Origin of the sequence: Clostridium sp. 1001275B_160808_H3 (assembly GCF_015550425.1) — a bacterium.
Lineage (GTDB): Bacteria > Bacillota > Clostridia > Clostridiales > Clostridiaceae > Clostridium.
Genome location: NZ_JADNAT010000035.1, coordinates 1 through 25097 on the forward strand (window position 1 = coordinate 1; position 25097 = coordinate 25097).

At 29.3% G+C, this 25097-nt stretch carries 22 protein-coding genes; 21 read left to right on the forward strand and 1 reads right to left on the reverse strand.

Annotated elements, in window-relative coordinates; genetic code table 11:
* The first annotated feature begins 356 nt into the window (after window positions 1-356).
* The 15 genes from I2A75_RS16970 (at window position 357) to I2A75_RS17040 (ending at window position 15872) form a co-directional block, all read left to right on the forward strand.
* Window positions 357-569 carry a DUF5808 domain-containing protein gene (locus tag I2A75_RS16970; protein ID WP_195266784.1) on the forward strand — a complete coding sequence of 71 codons (213 nt, stop codon included), beginning with the start codon at window positions 357-359 and terminating at the stop codon, window positions 567-569.
* A gap of 259 nt (window positions 570-828) precedes the next feature.
* Complete coding sequence (locus I2A75_RS16975) at window positions 829-1389, forward strand: glycerol-3-phosphate responsive antiterminator (RefSeq protein WP_195266785.1); 561 nt, start codon at window positions 829-831, stop codon at window positions 1387-1389.
* A gap of 92 nt (window positions 1390-1481) precedes the next feature.
* Window positions 1482-2237 (forward strand): MIP/aquaporin family protein, encoded by a 756-nt coding sequence (locus tag I2A75_RS16980; protein WP_195266786.1) that lies wholly within the window; start codon window positions 1482-1484, stop codon window positions 2235-2237.
* A gap of 27 nt (window positions 2238-2264) precedes the next feature.
* The gene (gene glpK / locus I2A75_RS16985) at window positions 2265-3755 is read left to right on the forward strand and encodes a glycerol kinase GlpK (protein ID WP_195266787.1); all 1491 of its coding nucleotides are present in this window, start codon (window positions 2265-2267) and stop codon (window positions 3753-3755) included.
* A gap of 448 nt (window positions 3756-4203) precedes the next feature.
* Window positions 4204-6711, forward strand: a complete 2508-nt coding sequence (locus tag I2A75_RS16990) for a tetratricopeptide repeat protein (protein ID WP_195266788.1) — start codon at window positions 4204-4206, stop codon at window positions 6709-6711.
* A 453-nt stretch (window positions 6712-7164) separates the two neighbouring features.
* Window positions 7165-7497 carry a hypothetical protein gene (locus I2A75_RS16995; protein ID WP_195266789.1) on the forward strand — a complete coding sequence of 111 codons (333 nt, stop codon included), beginning with the start codon at window positions 7165-7167 and terminating at the stop codon, window positions 7495-7497.
* Between the two features lie 81 nt (window positions 7498-7578).
* A complete protein-coding gene (locus tag I2A75_RS17000) occupies window positions 7579-7890 on the forward strand; it encodes a PTS sugar transporter subunit IIB (RefSeq protein WP_195266790.1) in 312 nt (103 codons plus the stop codon).
* A gap of 47 nt (window positions 7891-7937) precedes the next feature.
* The gene (locus I2A75_RS17005; protein WP_195266791.1) at window positions 7938-9311 is read left to right on the forward strand and encodes a PTS sugar transporter subunit IIC; all 1374 of its coding nucleotides are present in this window, start codon (window positions 7938-7940) and stop codon (window positions 9309-9311) included.
* Window positions 9312-9514: 203 nt separating this feature from the next.
* Entirely contained in the window at window positions 9515-9832 is a 318-nt protein-coding gene (locus I2A75_RS17010) for a PTS lactose/cellobiose transporter subunit IIA (protein ID WP_195266792.1), read from the forward strand.
* A 40-nt stretch (window positions 9833-9872) separates the two neighbouring features.
* The gene (locus I2A75_RS17015) at window positions 9873-10205 is read left to right on the forward strand and encodes a hypothetical protein (RefSeq protein ID WP_195266793.1); all 333 of its coding nucleotides are present in this window, start codon (window positions 9873-9875) and stop codon (window positions 10203-10205) included.
* A 180-nt stretch (window positions 10206-10385) separates the two neighbouring features.
* Window positions 10386-10697, forward strand: a complete 312-nt coding sequence (locus tag I2A75_RS17020; protein ID WP_195266794.1) for a PTS sugar transporter subunit IIB — start codon at window positions 10386-10388, stop codon at window positions 10695-10697.
* Between the two features lie 73 nt (window positions 10698-10770).
* A complete protein-coding gene (locus I2A75_RS17025; RefSeq protein WP_195266795.1) occupies window positions 10771-12036 on the forward strand; it encodes a PTS sugar transporter subunit IIC in 1266 nt (421 codons plus the stop codon).
* A gap of 69 nt (window positions 12037-12105) precedes the next feature.
* Window positions 12106-13200: a MupG family TIM beta-alpha barrel fold protein gene (locus I2A75_RS17030; protein WP_195266796.1), complete on the forward strand. Its 1095-nt coding sequence runs from the start codon at window positions 12106-12108 to the stop codon at window positions 13198-13200.
* Between the two features lie 14 nt (window positions 13201-13214).
* Window positions 13215-14162: a BadF/BadG/BcrA/BcrD ATPase family protein gene (locus I2A75_RS17035; protein ID WP_195266797.1), complete on the forward strand. Its 948-nt coding sequence runs from the start codon at window positions 13215-13217 to the stop codon at window positions 14160-14162.
* Between the two features lie 369 nt (window positions 14163-14531).
* Complete coding sequence (locus I2A75_RS17040) at window positions 14532-15872, forward strand: PTS transporter subunit EIIC (RefSeq protein ID WP_195266798.1); 1341 nt, start codon at window positions 14532-14534, stop codon at window positions 15870-15872.
* Window positions 15873-16112: 240 nt separating this feature from the next.
* Here I2A75_RS17040 and I2A75_RS17045 read toward each other — a convergent pair whose 3' ends face one another.
* Window positions 16113-17291, reverse strand: coding sequence for a cation diffusion facilitator family transporter (locus tag I2A75_RS17045; protein ID WP_195266799.1), 1179 nt, complete (start codon window positions 17289-17291; stop codon window positions 16113-16115).
* Window positions 17292-17973: 682 nt separating this feature from the next.
* Here I2A75_RS17045 and I2A75_RS17050 point away from each other — a divergent pair.
* From I2A75_RS17050 to I2A75_RS17075, 6 genes are all read left to right on the forward strand, one after another.
* The gene (locus I2A75_RS17050; RefSeq protein ID WP_195266800.1) at window positions 17974-19269 is read left to right on the forward strand and encodes a M18 family aminopeptidase; all 1296 of its coding nucleotides are present in this window, start codon (window positions 17974-17976) and stop codon (window positions 19267-19269) included.
* Between the two features lie 225 nt (window positions 19270-19494).
* On the forward strand, window positions 19495-20400 hold the full coding sequence (murQ, locus tag I2A75_RS17055) for an N-acetylmuramic acid 6-phosphate etherase (RefSeq protein ID WP_195266801.1): 906 nt from the start codon (window positions 19495-19497) through the stop codon (window positions 20398-20400).
* A 30-nt stretch (window positions 20401-20430) separates the two neighbouring features.
* A complete protein-coding gene (locus I2A75_RS17060) occupies window positions 20431-21792 on the forward strand; it encodes a PTS transporter subunit EIIC (protein WP_195266802.1) in 1362 nt (453 codons plus the stop codon).
* Between the two features lie 165 nt (window positions 21793-21957).
* The gene (locus tag I2A75_RS17065; protein WP_195266803.1) at window positions 21958-22794 is read left to right on the forward strand and encodes an alpha/beta hydrolase-fold protein; all 837 of its coding nucleotides are present in this window, start codon (window positions 21958-21960) and stop codon (window positions 22792-22794) included.
* Between the two features lie 138 nt (window positions 22795-22932).
* Window positions 22933-24012, forward strand: coding sequence for a MupG family TIM beta-alpha barrel fold protein (locus tag I2A75_RS17070; protein WP_195266804.1), 1080 nt, complete (start codon window positions 22933-22935; stop codon window positions 24010-24012).
* Window positions 24013-24036: 24 nt separating this feature from the next.
* Entirely contained in the window at window positions 24037-24882 is an 846-nt protein-coding gene (locus I2A75_RS17075; RefSeq protein ID WP_195266805.1) for a MurR/RpiR family transcriptional regulator, read from the forward strand.
* Window positions 24883-25097: the final 215 nt, after the last annotated feature.

The window sequence follows — 25097 nt, forward strand, 5'->3', positions numbered from 1 at the left end:
GAGCACGAGTAGTGCCGCCAGTATCATGCCCTTATAGGGCTTAATCAAGCCACCAGCTAAGCTGGTGGTACATGACTTGTTATAGGGATAGATTTTGTTATAAGGATAGTTACTTCTTATAAAATTGAGAAAATTAGTTACATTAATTTTAAGTAGAGTAATAGAATAAGTAACAAAAGTATTTCTATTCTTTAGTAAGAAATTGATAATATTAATAAATTAATATTACTAAGATATTCAAAAAGTGTTAGATATATAAATAAATACAATATATTGTATATTTAGAATAAAGATTAATGTATAATAATATAGTATATAGAGGTGTAGTAAAGAAAAGATAAGAGGGTAACTTTCTAATGAATAAGGACAATGATTCTAGGTATTGGAAGTTTGGTGTTTTCTACTATAATCCAGAAGATCCTTCAGAAGTGGTTGATAGAAAAAATGGTAAAGGAGTAACTATTAACTTTGCGCATAAGGAAGGAAGACGCATATTTGGATTTATTTTGATTCCCGCATTTATAGGAATTATGATTGCAGTTCTTATTGCATGTTTAAGTAAATATTAAATATTTAAAAAATGTATAGTAAAGTACAAAAAATAATGATAGAATAAAAATATAGAAAATAAAGGTATAATAAATTGAATATTAAGTGCAAGAGATAATAGAGTTAAGCACAAATTTGGGATATACCCTCTTTTTTGCTAAGCTCTTTTTTGTTTAATATCTATTTATTTAAATTAATAGTTATTATAATTGCTAGTTGTGCATAATGCTGATATAATTATGCCACTGGTGTAAATGATTACAAAAGGATGGGGATGAAATGAATAATTTTAAAAGGGTTTTGGAAGATAATCCAATAGTAGCAGCTGTTAAGGATGAGAAGGAGTTAGACTTAGCACTGCAAAGCGATATACAAGTTATTTTTATTTTATTCGGAGACATATTAAACATTAAAAATTTAAGTGAAAAGATATTTAAACATAGAAAGATTGGAATTTTGCATGTTGATTTAGTTGAGGGAATTTCTAGTAAAGAGATAGCTTTGAAATTTATTAAAGAAAATACAAAGTTTCAAGGAATAATTAGTACAAAACCTCAAATGATAAGAGCAGGTAAAAAACTTGGATTTATAGCAATTCAGAGAGTATTTATGATAGATAGTTTATCTAAAGAGAATATGAAGAACCATTTAGTAGAAGAATGCGATGCTGTAGAAATTCTTCCAGGACTACTTTTTAAGATAATTAAGGAACTTTCCTTAAGCCTTAATAAACCTTTAATAGCTGGAGGATTAATTTCTGATAAGGAAGACGTAATGGAGACATTAAAAAGTGGTGCAACATGTATATCTACAACTAAAAAAGAAATTTGGTATATGTAGAAGCAGAGAATTGGAGAGAAAGCTACATAGGATTGTTTTTTGCGATCTTATGTAGTTTTTTTTATAAAAAATTTAATAAAGGGGAGAGCAAAATGCAAGCTTATTTTTCAGAATTCATAGGTACTCTTATTTTGATACTACTTGGTAATGGAGTAGTAGCAAATGTAGTGCTTAGAAAGACTAAGGGGAATTCTTCAGGTTGGATTGTTATTACAGCAGGATGGGGGTTCGCTGTAGCAATAGCAGCCTATATTACAGGATGGATGGGTGGAGCTCATTTAAATCCAGCAGTAACTATCGCACTAGCTTCATCAGGTTTATTTGAATGGAGTCAAGTACCAGGATACATCATCTGTCAAATGTTAGGAGCAATGGCTGGAATGATTGTTGTTTATCTTAATTACAAATTACACTATGATGAAACTTCAAATGGAGAGGACGTTAGAGGAACATTTTGTACAGCACCAGCAATAAGAAGTAATCTTTATAATTTCATTTGCGAATTTACTGGTACTTTTGTATTATTAATAGGAATAAGAGGAATAACTTATAGTGAAGTGTTCAAGACTACTTTCCAAAGTTCAGGTGGAGAAATAATAGGAACAGTAGGAATTATGGGATCATTTTTAGTAGGTATATTAGTCTGGGCAATAGGCTTATCCCTTGGTGGTACAACAGGGTATGCTATAAATCCAGCTAGAGATTTAGGTCCAAGAATAGTACATGCTATTTTGCCTATGAAGAATAAAATTGATTCAGATTGGAGTTATGCTTGGATACCAGTTTTAGCACCTATACTTGGAGGAGTTTTTGGAAGTTTAGTATTTGATTTTATTATTAGATTATAGAATTTTAATATAAGGGGAGAGATGATTATGGGAAAGTATATTATAGCATTAGATCAAGGAACAACAAGTTCAAGAGCAATTGTATTTGACAAGGAACAAAATATTATAGGGATAAGCCAAAAAGAATTTACACAAATTTATCCTAAAGAAGGATGGGTTGAACATGATCCAGTAGAAATATGGGCAACTCAATATGGGGTTCTTCAAGAAGTCATAGCTAAAACTAATATAGATAGAGATGATGTTGCAGCTATAGGTATAACAAATCAAAGAGAAACTACAATTGTTTGGGAAAAGAGCACAGGAAAACCTATTTATAATGCAATAGTATGGCAATGTAGAAGAACAGCTGATATATGTGATAATTTAAAAGCTAATGGATGGGAAGATTATATTAAGAAAAATACAGGATTAGTTGTAGATGCCTACTTCTCTGGAACTAAGATTAAATGGATCCTTGATAATGTAGAAGGTGCAAGAGAAAAGGCTGAAAGAGGAGAACTTTTATTTGGAACTGTAGATACATGGCTTGTATGGAAGTTAACTAATGGTAAAGTTCATATTACAGATTACACTAATGCATCTAGAACTATGCTTTATAACATAAAAGAATTAAAATGGGATGAAAAAATACTAGAAGAATTAGATATACCTAAATCAATGTTACCTGAAGTTAGAAATTCATCTGAAGTTTATGGATATGTAAATCTTGGAGGCAATACAGATGTTCCTATAGCAGGTATTGCAGGAGATCAACAAGCAGCTTTATTTGGGCAAACTTGTTTTGAAAAAGGTGAAGCTAAGAATACTTATGGAACAGGCTGCTTCTTATTAATGAATACTGGAGAAGAAATGGTAGAAAGCAAAAATGGACTTTTAACTACAATAGCAATAGGTATTGATGGAAAAGTACAATATGCTTTAGAAGGATCTGTATTTGTTGGTGGTGCCGTTGTTCAATGGCTAAGAGATGAACTTAGAGTGGTAAACGATTCAGCAGATACTGAATATTTTGCATCTAAAGTTGATGATAATGGAGGGGTCTATATAGTACCAGCATTTGTTGGTCTTGGAGCACCTCATTGGGATATGTATGCTAGAGGAGCAATACTTGGATTAACTAGAGGAAGCAACAGAAATCATCTTATAAGAGCTGCCCTTGAATCTATAGCATATCAAACAAGGGATCTTATAGATGCAATGAAGGAAGATATAGGATCTGACCTTAAGAATATAAAAGTAGATGGAGGAGCAAGCAGAAATAAATTCTTAATGCAATTCCAAGCAGATATATTAGGAAAGAATGTTATAAGACCTATAATATCAGAAACAACAGCTCTAGGAGCAGCTTACTTAGCAGGTATTGCAGTAGGTTTCTGGAAGGACAAAGAAGAAGTTAAAAAGTTCTGGCATATGGCAGATGAATTTGAAGCTAAACTTGATAAAGAAAAAGTTGATAAGTATTATAAGGGCTGGAAAAAAGCAGTCAAGAGATCTTTAAGCTGGGAAGAAGAGTAGAATTAAACTTAATGATATGTATTAACTTTCCGATTTTTATATAATTTCGAATACAATTTAATACATATCATTAATGAGATTAATTCTACAATTAGTAATTTTAAATGGTGAAGCTAAAAAGAATGAAAAAGTGAAAGAATGAAAGAGTGAAGGAAAAAATCCCTAAGGGATTTTGAATGAAAAGTGCTGCGTACAAATTGAATTTTAAGTTTTACGCACTAAAACATCCTAAACTTTTTACTCTTTCACTTTTAACTTTTTACTCTTCCTGTGTTTTTGTAGAGTAATCTATAAACAACCTCATTTCATAATTCAGCTTGTCTGAAGTATCTCCTTAATTCTTTCATTTTTTCATTCTTTAATTCTTTCGCAACTAATAAGTTCTATAAAAGTTTTCCTATAAATAAAATATAAATAAGAAATTAAATAGATAGTTTATGGGGGAATGATGAAACTTAAATTTGACTTCAATTTTTTATTACTTGAATTTAGAGATTTGTATTATATTTTAAACAAAATAGGTGAAGAAAAAGATTATAAAATAGTATGCTCAAAGCTAGTAAAAATAATTAATCAAATAATTATAACAATACATTTAAATAATAAGTTGTTTTATAATAGTGAGAACTCATTGGTAGAAAATATTGAATATTTATCTAGAAAGGATATAATTCCATATGAACTTATGAAGTGTCTAGTTAATTATGTAGAGGACTTATATTATATAAAAGATATATTAGATGATGATGATGTAAGTATGAATAAGAAGAAGGAATTTGCAGAATTATTAAATGATCAAAAAGTCATTTATGAAACTTGTGTTTGGCTAGTTATTAATTGTGGAGAAGAGGATTATTCTCTATTTTATGATAAATTAGCAGACTATGAAAAAAAGATATTTGATAAGTATTTAAACTATGATGAATTGGATGAAGATAATGATGAAATTGATTTATTAAACTCAGTAAATGAAGTTGAATATGAAGAAGAAGATGATGATGAGATTAATTCAGTAGAAGAGTACTTATTAGCTGGGGAAATGTATTATTTAGGAAAAGACGTTGAAAAGGATTATTATAAAGCAAAAGAATATTTTGAGAAGGCAGCAGAAGAAGGTAGTGAATATGCTGAAAGCTATCTCGGATTATTTTGGGAAAAGGGATATGGATGCGAAAAAGATATTGAAAAAGCCTTATATTGGTATAAGAAGGCAGCCTTAAAAGGAAATGCATTTGCTCAATATTCATTAGGATATATGTATTTCATAGGAGAAGAGGTGGAAAAAAACTTAGAGTATTCATTTAAATGGTATAGAGAAGCAGCAGAAAATGGATTTGCGCCAGCTCAATATGCACTATCATATCTTTATAAGAATGGAGAAGGATGCGAGAAAAGTGTGTTTAAAGCATACTACTGGTTAGAAGAGTCAGCAGAAAATGATTTTGAAGACTCTTATTATATTTTAGGACAATCTTATTTGGAAGGGAATGCTATAGAGACTAATTATAAAAAAGCCTTCTTTTATTTATCAAAAGGTGTAGAAAAAGATGATATGAATTGTCTAGAGAGCCTAGGAGATATGTATTATTGGGGTCTATATGTAGATGAAGACAGAGAAAAAGCCTTTTCACTATATGATAAAAGTATAGAAGCAGGAAATATATCCCTATATTATAAGCTTGGTAAGTTATATGAAGAAGATAATAATATAAAGATGGCATTAGTAAATTATTTAAAGGGCCATGGCAATGGAGATTTAAAATCAACTCAAAGACTTGGAATAATGTATTATAACGGAGATGGAGTTGAAATAGATAAGAAAAAAGCATTAACTTATATGAAGGCTGCCATAGAAGGTGAAGATCCTCATTCTTTGTATGTAATTGGAGTTGCATATTTAAATGATAATAGAGAAAAAGGATTAGAATATTTAAAAAAGGCTTATGAAAAGGGATCATATTATGCAGCAGAAGCTCTTGCAAGTGAGTATCTAATTGATTTATTAAATGATAAAGAAATAAATGAAGATGAATTATTAGAATATATAAATTATGCTATGGAAAATGAGATGGTAGAAGCTATATATTATTATGGATTACTTCATGTGTATGGATTTGGTGTAGAAAAAAATAATGAGGAAGCTTTTAAGTATTTTATAAAGGCTGCAGAAAAAGGATCTCAAAAAGCTATGCTAAAGCTTGGAAATTGGTATAAGCATGGAATATTTGTTAAGGCAAACTCAAAAGAAGCTATAGAATGGTATAAAAAAGCAGCAGAAGAATATAATACTGAAGCATTATTAAACATAATAGAAATTCATGAAAAGGGAATAGGAATAGAAAAAGATTATAAGAAGGCATTAGAGGGGGCATATCTTCTAAGGGAAATAAATATAGTCGAAGGAAATTTAAAGCTTGCTTATTATTATTCAAAAGGGATAGGGGTAGAGATATCTAATAGCAAAGCAAATGAATATATAGAAGAGTTATTAATTTTAGATGAAGCTAAGGCATATAACTTACTAGGGGAGTTAGCGGAAGAGAAATTATTTAATAAGAGAGAAGAAGATGCAATTGAATATTATCTTAAAGCTATTTCCTTAGGAGAAGCAAAAGCATATTCAAATCTAGAATATTATCTATATATAAGAGGAAGAAAAATAGATGAATTTGATAATTTAATCGATAGTGTGGATAAAAAAAGTTATAGCTTTGAGCAAGCGAAAAGTATATTTGTAGAAGGAAAAAATGAGATACTTAAAGGAAAAAATGAAAAAAATAGTGAATTGATTAAAGATGGAATTAAGAAGTTAAAGAAAAGTACTCGTTTAGGATTTTATGATGCTATAAAAGATATTATAGATTACTATGAAAATGAAGAAAAAACTAAAGATAACTTAATTGAATTATATAAGTATAAGCACAAAATGGTATATTACGGAGTATTAGACGATTGAAAAATAAAATATATTAAAATAAACATATGAGAAATGAATAATTTATAAAGAGTTTAATTCTCAAATAATATTAATAAAAAAGAAGTTCAGAGAACTTCTTTTTTATTAATATAAATATTTATTATAATTTGTCAGATGTAGTTAAAATATGTTTTTAAAATATAATTTCAAAATGCAAAAAGAATATTGAAATAAAAAAATAATAGTGTATAATAAAGTTATATTAATTTACAATAAATGTAATATAATCAAAAAAATGAAAGAAGGGATGGATTAGAAAATATAGAAGGTATTTATTATTGAAATAATAAATAAAGATAGAAAAGTTAATGGTAGCTTACTAATGAGTAGTTCCTGATGAAAAAGAAAATTTTAATAAAGAATATAATAAAGTTACACAAAAAGAGATGTTAATAATTTGCTTATTAATTGTTAAAAGAGGTAATAAGAATTATGAGAAAAAGTTTTAGTGTTAGTGAATTGCAAGCAAAAAAGACAGATTATAATATACCAACATTTGGGTATAAAAGTGCATTTATTATACTTTTAGGAGCTGTAATTGCAACTATTATAATACCAAGTATATTAAGTTTATTAGGGATAAGTAATAGTTTGAGTATTTTCATAGGTAATACATTTATAACGAGCTTTTCTATTTCTTATGCTAGATATTTTATAGAAAGTAAAAGAGGATTTTGTAAAGGATTCTGGATTAACTATTTATTTTTTGCTTTATCTTTTGCTTTAATTTCGTATTTATGGAAATACTTAAATTTTTATATTTAATAGTAACGTAGTTACAAGTCTTTTGAAAACGTTTATTTAAAAATATTCATTTTATTTAATTTATTTTAGGAGGAATCATTTATGAAAGTTTTATTTGTATGCTCACAAGGAATGTCTAGTGCTATAGCTGTAAATGCATTAAAAAAAGAAGCAGAAAAGAATGGAGTAGATATTGAAGTAAAAGCTGTAAGTACCCAAGAGTTTGAAGAAGAAGTTAAAGGCGGATACGATGTGGCAATGGTCGCACCACAAATTAGACATCGTTTTGATTACTTAAAGCAATATGCAGATGCTGCAAATGTTCCATGTGCCTTAATTCAACCACAAGCTTATAGTCCATTAGGGGGACCAAAGTTATTAAAACAAGTTAAGGAACTTGCAGAAGGCAATTAACTTTATGTAAGTTTCATATAAAATTTTATTTTAAGGGGGAATTATTTATGGGAAGTTTTACTGAGTTCTTAGACAAAAGGTTATCTACTCCAATGGCAAAATTAGCAGAGCAAAGACATTTGCGTGCTATACGTGATGGTATTATTGCTACTTTACCTTTAATTATTGTTGGATCGTTTTTCTTAATTATTGCAAACCCTCCACTTCCAGAAAGTTGGGGAATTTACAAAACTCTTAAGGCAAATGCAGCTACAATAGTACTACCATATAGAATGACAATGTATATTATGACAATATATGCTTGTTGGGGTATAGGATATAGTTTAGCTAAGTCTTATAAACTTGATGGTGTAACAGGTGGAACACTATCAGCAGCAGCATTCTTACTAACACTTGTACCAAAGAGTGTAGCTGCATTAACACCAGAATTAATGGAAATAGTTAATGGAAATCCAGATTTATTAAAGTGGTATCAAGGAGTTCCACAAGGATTACAAATGCCTATGGCAAACATGGGTGGTGGTGGAATGTTTGTTGGTATTTTAGTATCAATATTAGCAGTTGAAATATTTAGATTTACTAATAAGAGTGGGTTTAAAATTTCAATGCCTGAGCAAGTTCCACCATCAGTTGCAAGAAGTTTTGAAGCTTTAACACCTGCAGCAATTATAATTTTATTAATAGGTTCAATAACTTACTATGCAAATTTTGACTGGCATGGATTCATTGCTAAATTAGTTGCTCCATTAGTATCAGCAACTGATACATTACCTAGTGTTTGGATATTAGTAATTTTAACAGATTTCTTTTGGTCTTTTGGTATTCACGGTGCATCAATAGTTGGATCAATTGCAAGACCTGTATGGTTAATGTTATTAGATAAGAACCAAGTAGCTTTAGCAGCTGGAGATGCACTACCAGCAATAGCAGCAGAACCTTTCTTCCAATGGTTTATCTATATTGGTGGTTCAGGTTGTACAATAGGTTTGGCAATAGTTTTATTATTATTTGCCAAATCTTCTTATGGAAAGCAACTATCAAGAACAGCTATAATACCAAGTATATTTAATATTAATGAGCCAATTATATTTGGTGCTCCAGTAGTGTTAAATCCAACATTGATAATTCCATTTATAATAGCTCCACTAATAACTGGAACTGTGGCCTGGTTTGCTACGTCAATGGGGCTAGTATCAAGAGTTATAGTAACAGCACCTTGGACATTGCCAGGACCAATCGGAGCTTTTATGGCAACAAACGACTGGAGAGCAGCGGTATTAAATATAATTTGCATATTAATTTCAATAGTAATTTATTATCCGTTTGTAAAAATGTATGATAATAAGCTTTTAAAAGAAGAAAAAGGTGAAACAGAATTTAATGATAAAGTATTAAATGATGGCAAAGGACAAACAGTTTAATAAAAAAATAAAGTGGTGAAGAAATTCACCACTTTATTTCTAATGAAAGGCTATACTATGTATACTAATAGAAGAGATGATTCAAAAATAAGTTATAAAATGGAATTTCAGAAAAATAAAAAAAAGTTGAAATAAAAAAATAATAGTGTATAATAAAGGTAAGTTTTATTTGTAAACGTAAACTTATTTAGGAGGTAATAGTTATGGAAGAAAATATGGAAGTAATAATTTTTGAAATTATTAGTCAAGGTGGTACAGCAAAGGGGCTAGCTTATGAAGCTTTAGCAGCTGCTGAAGAAGGAGACTTTGATAAAGCAGAAGAACTTTTAAAAGAAGCAGATGTATGTTTAGGTGAAGCTCATAAAATACAAACAGGAATAATTCAAGCTGAAGCAAGAGGAGAAAAAACAGAAGTATCAGTACTATTTGTACATGCTCAAGATCATTTAATGACAGCTATTGAAGCTAAAACTTTAATAGAGCATATTATAAAGCTACATAAAAAAATATCAAATAAGTAGCTATATATTGAATCTATAGTTAAAGGAGGTATTAAAGCTTATGAAAAAAGGGTCTAGTGTAAGTGAATTACAAGCAAAGAAAACGGATTACAATATACCAACCTTTGGATATAAAAGTGCTTTATTAATAATTGCAGGTGGAATAGTTGGAACTATGATATTACCTATGTTATTAGGTGTATTCGGAATAAGCTTAAATTTATCAATAGTACTAGGAAATACATTTATAACAAGTTTAGCCATTGCTTATTCAAGGTTTTTTATTGAAACCAAAAGAGGATACTGTAAAGCATTTTGGATTAACTATGGATTATTTGCATTATCCTTCGGGATAATATCATATTTCTGGAGATATATTGGATTATTTATATAAGTTAAAGATAAATAATTATTAAAGTTTCAAAGGACTTATTGAAGTTTCATTGAAAACGTATAGTTTTAGTGAAAACGATTAGTGAGTTAAATTGATTATTAGTATATAAAAATATTAAATAAAAATATTAAATAAAAATATTAAATAAAAATATTAAATAAAAATTTGGAGGTATTAATTATGAAAGTATTATTCGTATGTTCACAAGGAATGTCAAGTGCAATAGCAGTAAATGCATTAAAGAAAGAAGCAGAAAAAAATGGCGTTAATATGGAAGTAAAAGCTGTAAGTACACAAGAGTTTGAAGAAGAAATTAAAGATGGATATGAAGTGGCAATGGTTGCTCCACAAATAAGACATCGTTTTGATTACTTAAAAGAGTATGCAGATGCAGCTAAGGTTCCATGTGCATTAATACAACCACAAGCTTATAGTCCATTAGGAGGACCAAAGCTATTTAAACAAGTTAAAGAACTTGTAGAAGCTAAATAGTTAATAGCTTTATACAAGCTTTATATAATATTTACTTTTTATTTTATTTTATTTATTAAGGGGGAATTAAATTATGAATAATTTTGCTGATTTCTTGGACAAGAAATTATCTACTCCAATGGCAAAATTAGCAGAGCAACGTCATTTACGTGCTGTGCGTGATGGTATTATAGCTACATTACCATTAATTATTGTTGGTTCACTATTTATTATTATAGGGATACCACCACTACCAGAACATTGGGCAGTAACTCAATTTTTAAAAGCTAACAACGGGGTTATAATGTTACCTTATCGTATGACAATGTACATTATGACTTTATACGCAACCTGGGGAATTGGTTATAGTCTTGCCAAATCCTATAAACTAGATGGGGTTACAGGAGGAGTACTTTCAGCTATAGCATTCTTATTAACTATAGTTCCTGTAAGTGTTGAAGGTATGGGATGGATGATGCCTATGGCTAACTTAGGTGGAGGCGGAATGTTCGTTGGTATCTTAGTATCAATTTTTGCTGTAGAAGTTTTAAGATTTACTACAGTTAAGAATTTTAGAATAAGAATGCCAGAACAAGTACCACCATCAGTTGCAAGATCTTTTGAAGCATTAACACCGACTGCAATTGTTGTATTCATAATAGGAAGTATTACATATTATGCAAGATTTGATTGGCATGCATTTATAGGAAAATTAATTCAACCATTATTATCAGCAACTGATACATTACCAAGTGTTTGGATACTAGTAATTTTAGTTACATTCTTCTGGTCATTTGGTATCCATGGAGTTTCAATTGTTGGATCAATTGCAAGACCATTATGGTTAGTTCTATTAGAACAAAACTCATCAGCAGCAGCTGCTGGACAAACATTACCTGCAATAGCAGCAGAACCTTTCTTCCAATGGTTTATATGGGTTGGAGGATCAGGATGTACAATTGGATTAGTTATAGCCTTAGCTATATTTGCTAAATCTACATATGGTAAGCAACTAGGTAGAACAGCGTTAGTACCAGGAATATTCAATATTAATGAACCAATTATATTTGGTGCACCAATAGTGTTAAATCCAACATTAATAATACCATTTATAATTACACCATTAGTAACTGCAACATTATCATGGATTGCAATGAGTTTAGACTTAGTATCAAGAGTTGTAGTAACAGCACCTTGGACATTACCAGGACCGATTGGAGCATTTATGGCAACAGGTGGAGACTGGAGAGCAGCAGTATTAAATATTATTTGTATATTAATTTCAGTAGTAATTTACTATCCATTTGTAAAAATATTTGATAAGAAATTATTAGTAGAAGAACAAGGTGAACAAGCTTAATAAAATAATAATTTAAAGTGGTGAAGAAATTCACCACTTTATTTTAAAATAAATGAAGAGGTGAATTTTATGGGAAAATTAGGAATATCAATCTATCCAGAAAAAACTACAGAAGAAGAAATTTATAAATATATAGATAAAGCAAGTGAATATGGATTTAGTAGAATATTTTCATGTTTGCTTTCAGTAGATGATACTAAAGAAAATATAAAAAAGAACTTCAAAAAAATAAATGAATATGCAAAATCAAAAGGATTTGAAATTATAGTAGACGTAAGTCCAAGAGTGTTTGATGAATTGGGAATAAGCTATAAGGACTTAAGCTTTTTTAAGGAAATTGGAGCAGATGGCTTAAGATTAGATATGGGATTTACTGGTTCAGAGGAATCATTAATGACATTTAATGATGAAAATCTTAAAATTGAAATTAATATGAGTAATAATACTAATTATATAGATACAATAATGAATTATATGCCTAATAAAGATAATTTAATTGCTTGTCATAATTTTTATCCACATAGATATAGTGGTTTAAATTTCGATCATTTTATGAGATGTACAGAAAGATTTAATAAATACGGATTAAGAACAGCTGCATTTATAACAAGTCAAAATGAAGGAACATTTGGCCCATGGCCTGTTACAGATGGACTTCCAACTTTAGAAATTCATCGTAACTTACCAATAGACGTTCAAGCTAAACACTTAATAGCATTAGGTAATATCAATGACATAATAATATCAAATTGTTATCCTACAGAAGAGGAAATGAAAAAGTTAGGTTCTATGAGAAAAGATATGGTAACTTTTGATTTAGAGCTTGTAGATGGAGTTCCTGAAATAGAGCAAAAGATATTATTTGAAGAAATGCATTTTAATAGAGGAGATTTCTCAGATAATTTAATTAGGTCTACTCAAAGTAGAGTTAAGTATAAAGGACATGACTTTAAGTTATTTAATGCTCCTGAAATAATTAAAAAGGGAGATGTAGTTATAGAAAGTAGTGAATATGGACATTATGCTGGAGAACTACAAATAGCTTTAAATGATATGAAAAATAGTGGGAAATCAAATGTTGTAGGTCATATAAAAGAAGAAGAAATATTTATTTTAGAGTACATTAGACCATGGCAAAAATTCAACTTCAACTTAATTAACTAATTGGAGGTTAATCTATGCATTTTTTAGGGATAGATGGTGGCGGAACAAAAACTTGTTTCACATTAATAAATGAAAATGGAAAAGTTATTACTAGAGTTATAAAGGGAACTTGTCATCCAACTCAAATTGGATTTGATAACTTGGAAAAATTATTAACAGAAGGATTAGAGGAAATAATAAGTTCTAGTAATATTTCTAAAAAAGAAATTACAAAGAGCTATTTAGGATTAGCAGGCTATGGAATAGTAAAAGAAATTGCAGAAGGAATAGCAAAAGTAGTTTCAAGAGTATTTAATGGAATGGACTATATCTTAAATAATGATGTTAGAGTTGCAATAGCAGGGGCACTAGCTGGTGAAGATGGAATAAATGTTGTTGCTGGAACAGGATCAATAGCATTAGCACTAAAAGATGAAAAAGTTCTAAGATGCGGTGGATGGGGTTACTCTATAGGTGATGAAGCTTCAGCATATTGGATAGGTAAAAAATCATTAGCACTATTTAGTAAGCAAAGTGATGGAAGAGTAGAAAAAGCACCATTATATGAAATATTTAAAAAAGAACTTGATTTAAAGACTGATTTTGAAATAGTTTCATATGTAAATGAAAAATTAAAAGGTGATAGAGGAGAAATAGCTAAGCTTGCTAGATTATGCTCTGATGCCGCTGAACGTGGAGATGAAGGTGCAATAGCAATCTTTAATGAAGCTGCAAAAGAAATGGCAGAAATGATAAAAACTCTATTAAAAAATTATGATGAAGATATCGTTAAAGTTTCATATACAGGCGGAGTATTCAAAAGTGGGGAATTAATCCTTAAGCCATTAAGAGAAAATTTAAATGGATATAATGCTGAATTAGTAGAACCAAAGCTAAGCCCGGATTTAGGTGCTTGCTTATTAGCATATATGAATTTAGGGAATAAAGTCGCTGAAGAAGTGATTGAAGAAATGAAAAATTAATAGAATTGATAAGGAAATTGTGGAAGTAATTCAGATTGGTCTGAATTAAATAGTGAAATAAAAATTTTTAAGAAATAATTCATCTTAATTGGATTATGGTGAAAGAATTAAAATTTATTTTAGATAACTATCTGTGATGATATGGCTGTATTTAAGTATTTTATAATAACTTTGATACAGCTTTTTTTCTTAAAGTAAGTATAAACCTTAATTTAATATAGTATAAATAAAATGAATATTATTATTGGTTTTAATCTAGATTACTTAATAAGTAGTGACGAAAAAGTGTTTTTATATTTTTACACTTTTATGAAAACGTTATACATATGTATTTATTATTAATATTATATTTATTAGGGGGAATAAAATATGGCGAGTTTTACTGAGTTTCTAGAAAAACGGTTATCTACACCTATGGCTAAATTAGCTGAACAAAGGCATTTACGTGCAATACGTGATGGGATTATTGCTACTTTACCACTAATTATTGTTGGGTCTTTTTTTCTAATAATTGCGAATCCTCCATTGCCAGAAAATTGGGGAATTACAAAAACTCTAAAAGATAATGCTGCAACTATAGTACTTCCATTTAGAATGACAATGTATATTATGACAGTATATGCTTGTTGGGGAATAGGGTATAGCTTATCAAAGTCTTATAAACTTGATGGTGTAACTGGTGGAACACTATCAGCAGCATCATTTTTATTAACACTTGTTCCAAAGAGTGTTGCTGCATTAACACCGGAATTAATGGAAATTGTTAATGGAAATCTAGATTTATTAAAATGGTATCAAGGTCTACCTCAAGGTTTTCAAATGCCAATGGCAAATATGGGAGGAGGTGGAATGTTTGTTGGTATTATAATATCAATATTAGCAGTTGAAATATTTAGGTTTACAAATAGAAGTGGATTTAAAATATCAATGCCAGAACAAGTACCAGCATCAGTTGCTAGAAGTTTCGAAGCATTAACACCAGCAGCTATTTTAGTATTATTAATTGGATCAATAACTTATTATTTTAATTTTGACTGGCACGGATTTATCTCTAAGATAGTTAGTCCACTAGTATCAGCTAGCGATACATTATTAAGCGTTTTAATATTATCATTTTTAAACAACTTTTTCTGGTGCTTTGGCATTCATGGGGCATCAATAGTTGGATCAATTGCAAGACCTGTATGGTTGATGTTATTAGATAAAAATCAAATAGCTGTAACAGCAGGAGGTGCTTTACCAGCAATAGCAGCAGAACCTTTCTTTCAATGGTTTGTTTATATGGGAGGTTCAGGAATAGGATTAGTTATAGTACTATTACTATTTGCTAAGTCTACTTATGGAAATCAATTAGCAAGAACAGCACTTATTCCAAGCATATTTAACATTAATGAACCAATTGTATTCGGGGCACCATTAGTATTAAATCCAACTTTGATAATTCCATTTTTGATAATTCCTATAGTTAATGCAACTGTAGCATGGTTTGCTACTACCTTAGAACTAGTTTCTAGAGTTCAAATAATTGCACCGTGGACGTTACCAGGGCCAATTGGAGCATTTATAGCTACAGGTGGTGATTGGAGAGCGGTAGTATTATGTATAATTTGTATATTAATTTCAATTATAATTTATTATCCTTTTGTAAAAATATATGATAATAAGCTTTTGCTAGAAGAAAAATCTGAAGGTGAAATTAGTAATATATAAATAAATTCTGTATAGGACTATTGAATAATTTAAATAACGATATTTAAAAATTTATAAAAAGAATGGAAGATAAAAAGAGAAATTCTGAAGAATTTCTCTTTTTATATCTTTCATAACTCATAAATCAGAGTCACTTCTCATATCATACATTTAACATTAAGAATTCTTTCTTAAACTCCTTTAGAGTTTATTCCTTAATTATCTATTGTCCATTATCAATTTTCAATTATTTATTGTCAATTACATAAAGTCATAGTCTATAGTAATAACACAATTATATTGAGGGTGCTCTTTTTTTATTGCATCCTTTATATCTACTAGCATTTTTTCTTGTTTCTTCTTATTACCTGATTCTGATGCATCTAATACTATATCGAATATTAAGTTTTTAATGTCACCTTCGCCAACTATTCTAAAATCATGCATTGATTTTATTTCAGGATATTTTCTAAGTATTTTTTCAACATAATCCCATGCTTCTTTAATTTCATCAGTTATAACACAAATTGGATCCATGTGTATAACTAAATGTAAATTAAGATCTCTTGAAACTTCTCTTTCTGCTTTATCTATCACATTATGAATTTCCATTATATCTATATCAGATGGAATTTCGGCATGTAGTGAAGCTATAATTCTTCCAGGACCATAGTTATGAACTATAAGATCATGAACACCTGAAATATGTGGATAAGATAATACTTTTTCACAGATTTCACTTACAAGCTCAGGATCTGGAGCTTCTCCAAGTAATGGATTTAATGTTTCTTTTACCAAGCCAAAACCTGCATATAAGATAGCTAGAGCTACAAATACACCTATATATCCATCAATAGGAAAGCTTGTGAATTTTGCTAATAAAAATGATATTACAACAGTACTGGATGTAAAAACATCACCAAGTGCATCAGTTGCGGCAGCTTTTAAAGCAGATGAATTTATTTTATTTCCTATAAATTTATTAAAGGATGATAACCATACTTTAAAACCAATTGAAACTAAAAGTAATATAAATGGAATAAGTTCAAAAGTTACGACTTCTGGATTTAAAATTCTTTCAATAGATGATTTAACAAATTGTACTCCTACAAGCATTACCATAAAGGCTACTAAAAGAGCAGATAAATATTCTATCCTGCCATGTCCAAAAGGATGCTCTGCATCAGCAGGCTTGTTTGACATTTTAAAACCAATTATGGTAATTATAGATGATGCTGCATCAGATAAATTATTAAATGCATCAGCAGAAATAGCAATAGAGCCAACTAACATTCCAACTGAAAATTTTATTAAAAATAAAATAAAATTTATTATGATTCCAACAATTCCACCTAAGGTTCCATAAGAATTACGGACCCTTGAATCCTTTGTATTTTCACTATTTTTAATGAAAGATTTAACTAGAAATTTAGAAATCATCTTATCACTCCTATCTATATAATATTTTCCCAATGAAATAGTTATCTATTCAATGGTATTTTTTAACTATGTTGGCATTTGTTTTATAAATATAATCATTATTATATATTAAAACTTATTTATTTCAATTAGAATAAATTTAATAAATAAAATTATATTATTTAATATATTAATTCCATTCCTTGCAGCATTATATTCCAAATAAATGTATAATAAATATATATATTATCAACATTATTTTAAAACAGAGCCTATTTAAAAAAGCTAAAATAATAAGCTTGATATATATGATAGATAGTAAATTTTATATAAAAATATTCTTAATAAAAGTAAAATAAATGTTTTGAAAGGATATAACGTTTCGTTATACCCTTTGTCAATACATGCTCCCAATTAGAAAAACTACTAGGCCAAGAGTTTTGGTTAACTCGCTACGCTCAAACAAACCAACAAGACTAAGGTCTAGTAGCTTTTCCTTCACCAAGTACTTCTAATTGTTCGCTATATGCTTATTCAAGAGTCTATTTATCTTCACCAACTTATATTTTAACACTTTAAACCATTAAATGAAGAATTAGCCTCATTAATAGATATCATTAAGTTTAAGTAGTAATTTATTACATAAGTATATTTTCATAAATATGGTATAATAGTATTAATCTTTACTTTAGGAGGAATTAAAATGGAAAAACAACTAGCATTAGATTTAATAGACTTTTTATATAAAAGTCCAACTGCATATCATTCAGTTAAAACTATAAAAGAAGAGTTAGATTCAAATGGTTTTAATGAAGTAAAAGAAAATGAAAAGTGGGACTTAAAAAAAGAAGGAAAGTATTATGTTATAAAAAATGATTCAGCTTTAATAGCTTTCACTGTTGGTAATGGAGATATTGAGGAAGATGGATTTAGATTAATCGGTGCTCATACTGATTCACCTGGATTTAGAATAAAAGCAAATCCAGAAATGGTTTCAGAAGGTAAGTATCTAAAGCTTAATACTGAGGGATATGGTGGACCGATACTTTATACATGGTTTGATAGACCATTAGGTTTAGCTGGAAAAGTTACATTAAAAGGTAAATCACCTATAAATCCAGAAGTTAAGCTTGTTAATATTAATAAACCAATTCTTATAATACCAAGTGTTGCTATTCATATGAATAGAGCTGTTAATGATGGATTTGCAGTAAATAAGCAAAAGGATACATTACCTTTATTAAGCTTAATAAACGAAAAGTTTGAGAAAAATGGATATCTAGTTAATATTTTAGCTGAAGAATTAAAGGTGGATGCAAGTGAAATATTAGGCTTTGACTTAGGGTTACATGAAGTAGAAAAAGGATGTTTAGCAGGATTAAATGAAGAATTTATATCATCAGGAAGATTAGATGATATGTGGATGGTTTATGCAGGAATTAAAGCATTGATAGATAGTAAAACTAATAAATCAACTAAGGTTATGGTTTGTATAGATAATGAAGAAATTGGAAGCCTTACAGCTCAAGGTGCTAATTCAGCATTATTATTAAATATATTGGAAAGAATAACGTTAGCTTTAGGAAAAGATAGAGAAGGCATGCATAGAGCATTATCAAATTCAATAATGATATCTGCAGATTTAGCTCATGCTGTACATCCAAATGCTGAAGAAAAACATGATCCAACAAATAGACCTGTTTTAGGTAATGGACCAGTATTAAAGACTGCAGCATCAGGAAGTTATAGTACTGATAGTTACAATGCAGCTATATTTGAAGGCCTTTGTAAATCAGCAGGAGTTCCTTATCAAAAGTTCTTTAATAGATCAGATGTAAGGGGTGGAACTACTATAGGACCAATAACATCATCATTATTAACAATTCCAGTTATGGATATGGGTGCGCCATTACTTTCAATGCATTCTATAAGAGAGTTAGCAGCTGTAAAAGATAATTATTATACTATTAAACTGTTTACTGAATTTTTTAATATTTAATAAGCAAATAATTAGCACAATAGTTATGTAAAATTATTAGATTAGGATAATGAAGTGAAATCTTTATCCTAATCTTTTTATTTTTAATAAAAACATATATCTGAAATAAAATAAAATATTTTTACTAAAGGTATTGAAATATCATTTCAATAGTGATAATATAATATTGTGATGAAAACGTAGTCAAAAAGCTAGAAATTTATACTTTATTTCGGAGGTATTTATATGAATAAAATAAACTTAGAAAAATTAACAACAGAAAGTAGAAATCAAGATACCATAGATATAGATAAGGTTTCAACCTTAGAAATGGTAAAAAAAATTAATAATGAAGATAAAAAGGTCGCAGAAGCAGTTGAAGCAGAATTACCAAAGATTGCAAAAGCTATAGATGGAATAGTAGAAGGAATGCATAAAGGGGGTAGATTAATCTATATAGGTGCTGGAACTTCAGGAAGACTTGGAATATTAGATGCATCTGAATGTCCACCTACATATGGAGTATCAGAAGAGTTAGTTCAAGGAATTATAGCGGGGGGACAAGAAGCGATTTTTAGAGCTAAAGAAGGTGCTGAAGATTCAAAAGAGTTAGCTGTAGAGGATTTAAAGCTTAAGAATCTAAATGCAAATGATACAGTTGTTGGATTAGCAGCATCAGGAAGAACACCTTATGTAATTGGTGGATTAAATTATGCAAATGAAATAGGTGCATTAACTGTAGCAGTTACATGTAATGCTGATTCAGAGGTTTCAAAAGCAGCTAAGATTTCAATCGCTCCAGTAGTAGGACCAGAAGTAATAACAGGTTCAACAAGATTAAAATCTGGAACAGCTCAAAAATTAGTTCTAAATATGTTATCTACAGGAACAATGATTAAACTTGGAAAAGTTTATGGAAACTTAATGGTAGATGTAAGAGCAACTAATGAAAAGCTAGTTGAAAGAGCAAAAAAGATAGTTTGCGAAGCAACTGGAGTACAAAGAGAAGAAGCAGAAAAAGTATTAACAGAAACAAACTTCGATGTTAAGCTTTCAATATTTATGATATTATCAAAGCTAAATAAAGATGAAGCTAAAGCTATACTTGATAATAATAATGGATATATAGCTGAAGCATTAAAGAATGTATAAAAATTTAAATTTAAAATGGAGGGACGTAAAATGACAAATGCTGAAATAGCTAAAAATTTAGTTGAATTAGTAGGTGGAAAAGAAAACATAAAATCTGTAGCTAACTGTATGACTCGCTGCAGATTAGAACTTAGAGATTACTCAAAGGCTGATATCGAAAAGATTAAAAAGTCAGAAGGTGCCTTAGGAGTAGTTAATGCAGAAGGACAATTACAAATAGTATATGGTCCAGGTAAGGTTAATAAAGTAACAGCAGAAGTTAGTAAAATAGTTGGAAAGCCAGTTGCTTTAGGAGAAGATGCTGTTAAGGCAACAAAAGAAAAATTAAAAGCAAAAAATGATACTAAGTTTAAAAATATACTTAAAAAATTAGGAAACGTATTTATTCCTTTAATACCTTTATTCGTAGCATGCGGACTTGTTTTAGCAATTAATAATATTTGTGGTGTACAATTTGGCGATGCATATAAGACAACTACAGCAGGTCAAATTATCGGACTTATAGGTAACGGTGTATTCTCAATTCTTTCAATTTTAGTAGGTGTAAATGCAGCTAAGGAATTTGGCTCAGATATGCCAATGATGGGTGGAGTATTAGGTGGAATACTTTCATCAGCAACATTAGCTAACATTACTCTTTTGGGTAAACCTTTAACACCAGGTAGAGGCGGTATTATTTCAGTTATATTAGTTGTAGTTTTAGCAGTTTATATAGAAAAGGCTTGCAGAAAGTTTGTACCAGATGTGTTAGATTTATTTGTAACACCATTACTTACATTAACTTTATCAGTATTAGCAGCTTTATTTATTCTTCAACCAGTTGGTGGATTTATTTCTGACTCAATAGGAGCTGTAGTTGCTCAAACAATTGCATCAGATAATATGTTTGTATCAGTAATTTCAGGAGCAGTTTCAGGTGCGTTATTCTTACCATTAGTTATGACAGGAATGCACCAAGCATTAACTCCAATACATGCAGATTTAATAGCTAATGTAGGATTTACAGTATTACTTCCAATATTAGCAACAGCAGGTATGGCTCAAGTTGGAGCTACTATAGCAGTTCTTAGAAAAACAAAAAATGAAAGATTAAAGAAGACAGCTAAAAATGGATTAGTACCAGGATTCTTAGGAATTGGGGAACCATTAATATATGGTATAACTTTACCACTAGGAAAACCATTCTTAGGCGCTTGTTTAGGAGCTGGAGTTGGTGGAGCTGTAATGGCATTCTTCAAAGTTGGATCAGTTGCAATTGGAGTTTCAGGATTACCACTTGCATTATTAATAGCAAATGGAAAGATGCTTGTTTTCTTAATAGGAGTACTTGTATCATATGTAGCAGGATACTTATTCACAGCAATGCTTGGATTTGAAGATCCAGTAGAATAAGAAATAACCAATAATTTATAAAGGATAATTAGGGAAATAACTCAGCGAGATGAGTTATGGAAAGTGTTTTAGAAGGCTGTCGTGGACAGCCTTTTAATTTAAGGTATAAAATTTTAAATTTTATTAGTATTTAATACTAAAATACATAAATTTAGAGGGTGTGAAATGAGTAATAATTTAAAATCTATAGAGCAAACAAAAGTTGAAGTTAAAAGCAAATTAGAAGAAAAGACATCCCAAGTAATAGCAGATACTAAGTGGTCTGATACGATGCAAATACATTGGAATCATAGAGTATATCTTCCTAAAGAGTATGAGGAAAAGCTAAACAAAAAGTATCCAGTGCTTTATGTTTTACATGGATGGGGTGGAAATGTTACTAATACAACTGATGAAACTAGAATAGATTCAAAATCAATACTAGATAAATTAATAGATGATAAAGAAATTGAACCTATGATAGTAGTATTTATAGATGGATTTAATAGTTATTATGTAGATGGTCCAACTTTTAAAATGAAGAGTGCAATAATTAATGATTTAATTCCATTAATAGATTCTAAGTATAGAACTTTAAGTAATAAAAATAATAGAGCTATAGCGGGAATTTCCATGGGTGGATTTGGATCATTAAGTATTGCATTAAGTAATAGTAATATGTTTTCTTCAGTTGGTTTAATGTCACCAGCAATTTGGGATGTTATAGAAAAAGATAACAGTATTTATGGGAGTCCATTAGAAGAGAAGTATTATGAGAATTCATATAAAAACTTGATTAAAAAGATTAAATCAAAAGATATAGATATTTTTGTTTATTATGGAAAGGCAGATGAAGTAATAAATTATAAGAACATTGAAAACTTTATTAGTTTTGTTAAAAACTTTGGATTTAATGTAAAATATGAATGTGAAGATCAAGGGACTCACGCTTGGCCAACGTGGAGAGAAATGTATCCTAAGGTATTGAAGGATATAAGTAATAACTTTAAAAAATATAAATAATGAAAGAGTGAAAAAGTTAAGGATAAAATCTTTTATTTTAAGTTCTAAATTATGCATTTTCAATTGTGTCAAATTACCATCCTTAACTTTTTCACTAGTTCACTTTTAATTATAAATTCAATTAAGGAGAGTGTTAATATGAGTTATGGATTTTCAGTTTATTTTGGATTAGATAATACTAAGGAAGAAAATATTCAATTGCTAAAGGATGCTCATAGCTTAGGCTTTAGTAGAATTTTTACTTCTCTTCATATACCAGAGGCTAATTATGAAGTTTTAAAGAAAGAAGTTAGAGAATTTTTTGCTTTAGCTAAGGAATACGATATGGACATAATTAGTGATATATCACCTAATACTTTTAAATTTTTAGATTTGGAAGATATGGATTTAAAGGGTTTAAGGGATATGGGAGTTAAAACTATAAGGATAGATTTTGGCTACAGTGAAGAAGATATAGCTAAAATGAGTAGAAATGAATATGGAATTAAAATTCAATTAAATGCTTCAACTATTACAGAAGAGTTCTTTGATGAACTTGATAAATGGTCACCAGATTATAGTAATGTAGATGCATTACATAATTTCTATCCAAGAGTTGGAACTGCAATTTCAGAAGAATGTATGATAAATAAAAATAATATCCTTAGTAAAAGAAATATAAATCCTTGTGCCTTTGTACAATCAAATAACAGAAAAAGAAGCCCATTAAAGGATGGATTGCCAACTCTTGAAGATCATAGGGGGATGGAAGTAAGAGAAGCTGCTAATCATTTATTTGCTTTAGGAAATAAATCTGTTTTTATAGGAGATTCTCTTCCTAGTTTAGAAGAACTAAAGGATTTATCGTCTTTATATCCAAATACTATAGAGTTGGATATAGAAGTAAAAACTAAAGATAAAGTAATACTTAGAATTTTAGATAAAGTTTATACAGCCAGAACAGATGAGGCTAGAGATGCTATTAGAGCAAGTGAAAGTAGATTAATATTAAATGGTGATGTTATTGAGCCATTTAATACAGTAAATAAGAAATTTGGAGATATTTCAATAGATAATAAAGAATATATGAGATATATGGGTGAACTTCAAATATTAAAAACAAATCAAGATGAAGATTTTAGAACAAATATTGTAGCTTCTGTTTTACAAAAAGATATATATTTATTAAAATATATACAAGGTGGAAAGAAATTTCATTTTAATATAGTTAATAAATAAATTAAAGAATAGTAGGGTGTGAAAATGAACGTATTGCAGTATATAAAACAGAACTTCGAGAGCTTTACAGATAGAGAAAAATTAATAGCTGAATTTTTGCTTAGCAATAAAAAAAGCATTATAGGTATGTCAGCAAAGGAAATTGGAGATGTAACAAATACATCAGCTCCAACAGTTGTAAGATTTTCAAAAAAGATAGGTTTTGACTCACTTAATGAAATGAAATTGCAGCTATCTTTGAACTTGCAAAGTGATGAAGATGATTCGGATTTTGAATATCTACACGGAGATCTATCAACGAAAAATATAATTTATGGAATAAAGAGATCTATAGATTCTATTATGAATCAAACAATTAGTATTTTAAAAGAAGATCAATTGGAAAAAGCTATAGATGTTCTTAATGGTGCTAAAAATATATATATATTTAGCGTAGGAGTTTCTAGTTTGGTAGGAATGGACTTTTATTATAAGTTAAGCAGAATTAATAAGAGGTGTATTGCACATTCTGATACACATCTTCAAATTACATCTTCAGCACTTATGGAAAAGGGTGATGTAGCAATAGCTATATCTTATTCTGGAGAAACAAAAGAAGTAATAAAATGTGCAGAAAATGCTAAAAAAGCTAAAGTTCCAGTGATTGCAATAACAAAAGCTAGTATAAACAATACATTAGCAGATATATCAGATATAGTACTGCAAGTACCTTTTGTTGAAAAGACTTTAAGAGAAGGTGCAATGAGTTCAAGAATATCACAACTTTCAATAATAGATATGCTGTTTATAGGAATGGCAAAGACAAACCTAAAAGGCGTAGAAGAAAAACTTAGAATAACAAGAAAAGCTGTGGAAGAACTTAAGAATTAGTGAAAGAATTAAGAAATGAAAGAATGAAAATTTATTTGAAATAGAGATTTCAAATTTCAGTGAAAGAATAGAATTCAACTAATAATTGACAATGTATAATGGATAAAAAGAGAAATTCGAAAGAATTTCTCTTTTTTATTGTGTTGAAAACCACTGGCTATGCCGGTGGATAAAATGGCTTAAGCTCTGCACAGAAAAAAGCTCCTATGATATAA

Bases quoted from the DNA above. Each gene is read 5' to 3' on its own strand.
- I2A75_RS17040 (WP_195266798.1), top strand. From the start codon at position 14,532: ATGGCGAGTTTTACTGAGTTTCTAGAAAAACGGTTATCTACACCTATG.
- I2A75_RS16990 (WP_195266788.1), top strand. From the start codon at position 4,204: ATGAAACTTAAATTTGACTTCAATTTTTTATTACTTGAATTTAGAGAT.
- I2A75_RS17045 (WP_195266799.1), bottom strand. From the start codon at position 17,291: ATGATTTCTAAATTTCTAGTTAAATCTTTCATTAAAAATAGTGAAAAT.
- I2A75_RS17005 (WP_195266791.1), top strand. From the start codon at position 7,938: ATGGGAAGTTTTACTGAGTTCTTAGACAAAAGGTTATCTACTCCAATG.
- I2A75_RS17015 (WP_195266793.1), top strand. From the start codon at position 9,873: ATGAAAAAAGGGTCTAGTGTAAGTGAATTACAAGCAAAGAAAACGGAT.
- I2A75_RS17070 (WP_195266804.1), top strand. From the start codon at position 22,933: ATGAGTTATGGATTTTCAGTTTATTTTGGATTAGATAATACTAAGGAA.
- I2A75_RS16995 (WP_195266789.1), top strand. From the start codon at position 7,165: ATGAGAAAAAGTTTTAGTGTTAGTGAATTGCAAGCAAAAAAGACAGAT.
- I2A75_RS17075 (WP_195266805.1), top strand. From the start codon at position 24,037: ATGAACGTATTGCAGTATATAAAACAGAACTTCGAGAGCTTTACAGAT.
- I2A75_RS16975 (WP_195266785.1), top strand. From the start codon at position 829: ATGAATAATTTTAAAAGGGTTTTGGAAGATAATCCAATAGTAGCAGCT.
- I2A75_RS17025 (WP_195266795.1), top strand. From the start codon at position 10,771: ATGAATAATTTTGCTGATTTCTTGGACAAGAAATTATCTACTCCAATG.
- I2A75_RS16980 (WP_195266786.1), top strand. From the start codon at position 1,482: ATGCAAGCTTATTTTTCAGAATTCATAGGTACTCTTATTTTGATACTA.
- I2A75_RS17030 (WP_195266796.1), top strand. From the start codon at position 12,106: ATGGGAAAATTAGGAATATCAATCTATCCAGAAAAAACTACAGAAGAA.
- I2A75_RS17060 (WP_195266802.1), top strand. From the start codon at position 20,431: ATGACAAATGCTGAAATAGCTAAAAATTTAGTTGAATTAGTAGGTGGA.
- I2A75_RS17035 (WP_195266797.1), top strand. From the start codon at position 13,215: ATGCATTTTTTAGGGATAGATGGTGGCGGAACAAAAACTTGTTTCACA.
- glpK (WP_195266787.1), top strand. From the start codon at position 2,265: ATGGGAAAGTATATTATAGCATTAGATCAAGGAACAACAAGTTCAAGA.
- I2A75_RS17065 (WP_195266803.1), top strand. From the start codon at position 21,958: ATGAGTAATAATTTAAAATCTATAGAGCAAACAAAAGTTGAAGTTAAA.
- murQ (WP_195266801.1), top strand. From the start codon at position 19,495: ATGAATAAAATAAACTTAGAAAAATTAACAACAGAAAGTAGAAATCAA.
- I2A75_RS17020 (WP_195266794.1), top strand. From the start codon at position 10,386: ATGAAAGTATTATTCGTATGTTCACAAGGAATGTCAAGTGCAATAGCA.
- I2A75_RS17050 (WP_195266800.1), top strand. From the start codon at position 17,974: ATGGAAAAACAACTAGCATTAGATTTAATAGACTTTTTATATAAAAGT.
- I2A75_RS16970 (WP_195266784.1), top strand. From the start codon at position 357: ATGAATAAGGACAATGATTCTAGGTATTGGAAGTTTGGTGTTTTCTAC.
- I2A75_RS17000 (WP_195266790.1), top strand. From the start codon at position 7,579: ATGAAAGTTTTATTTGTATGCTCACAAGGAATGTCTAGTGCTATAGCT.
- I2A75_RS17010 (WP_195266792.1), top strand. From the start codon at position 9,515: ATGGAAGAAAATATGGAAGTAATAATTTTTGAAATTATTAGTCAAGGT.